Origin of the sequence: Subtercola boreus, assembly GCF_003399645.1 — a bacterium.
In the GTDB taxonomy this organism is placed as follows: Bacteria; Actinomycetota; Actinomycetes; order Actinomycetales; family Microbacteriaceae; genus Subtercola; species Subtercola boreus_A.
On record NZ_NBXD01000067.1, the window covers coordinates 1 to 1,040 of the forward strand.

Annotated in this window: 1 pseudogene; it reads right to left on the reverse strand. The window is 62.2% G+C overall.

From position 1 onward, the window contains the following. Positions 1-1,027, reverse strand: a pseudogene (locus B7R24_RS16910) (IS3 family transposase); the annotation flags it as partial. Between the last annotated feature and the right edge of the window lie 13 nt (positions 1,028-1,040).

The following is a 1,040-nucleotide window of genomic DNA, read 5'->3' on the forward strand; positions in this document are numbered from 1 at the left end:
TGAAGGAGCGAGAAGAACGATTCCATGGCCGCGTTGTCGCTGGAGGACCCCACGCGTCCCATCGATCCGCGTAGCCCGTTGTTCTTCAGCAGCCGTACGACGCGTTTGGATCTGAACTGGCTGCCTCGGTCGGAATGTACGATCGTGCCGGCCGGCGCGCGGAGCGCGATCGCGTTCCGCAGCGCCGCGGCTGCGAGCTCGGACTTCATCCGGGAATCGATCGAGTACCCGACGATCTTGTTGGAACAGCAATCCTTGACCGCACACAAATACAGTTTCCCCTCACTGGTCCAGTGCTCCGTGATGTCGGTCAACCACACCTGGTTCGGTTCTGTCGCGGCCGTAATGAAGTCGTGCGTCACTCGGCCTTTGTCATCTGTCACACCGAGCAGATCATCGTGGACAGCCGGCCCCGGCCTGTTGCCCTTCCCGCGGCGCCGGTGATGCGAAGCCTGCAGTCCCGCGACCCTGGCGAGGCGCCAGACCCGGTTTTCGCTCGCAGCTATCCCGGCATCAGCGAGCTCATCCGCGAGGAACCGGTACCCCAACGTCGAATCGTTTTCGTGGATCTGCCGCATCACGTCGATGACGTGCGCGTCGTCCCAGTCCCGCCGGGAAACCGGGTCCCGCAACCATTTGTAATACCCCTGAGTTGAGAGTTTCAGGACCCTGCACGCCACCTTGACCGGCACCCTGACAGGGGCACCGGTCGCGGCCATTTCACGGACGAGCGGGAAGACTATTTTCCCGGCAGGTTCGCCTGCGATAAATACGCTGCCGCCCGGCGGAGAACTTCGTTTTCCTGCTCGAGCAACCGGATCCGTTTGTTCGCCTCGCGCAGCTCCCTACGATCCGCGTCATTCGCACCCGGGCGGTTGCCGTCCTCTATATCGGCTCGTTTCAGCCAGTTCGATAACGTGCCCTCGGAGATCCCGAAGTCCTTCGCGATCTGAGCCGACTGGCCCTGGCCCGTCCGGGCCACCGCCACGACGTCATCGCGGAACTCTTTCGGATATGCCTTTGCCATAACTGACATCCTT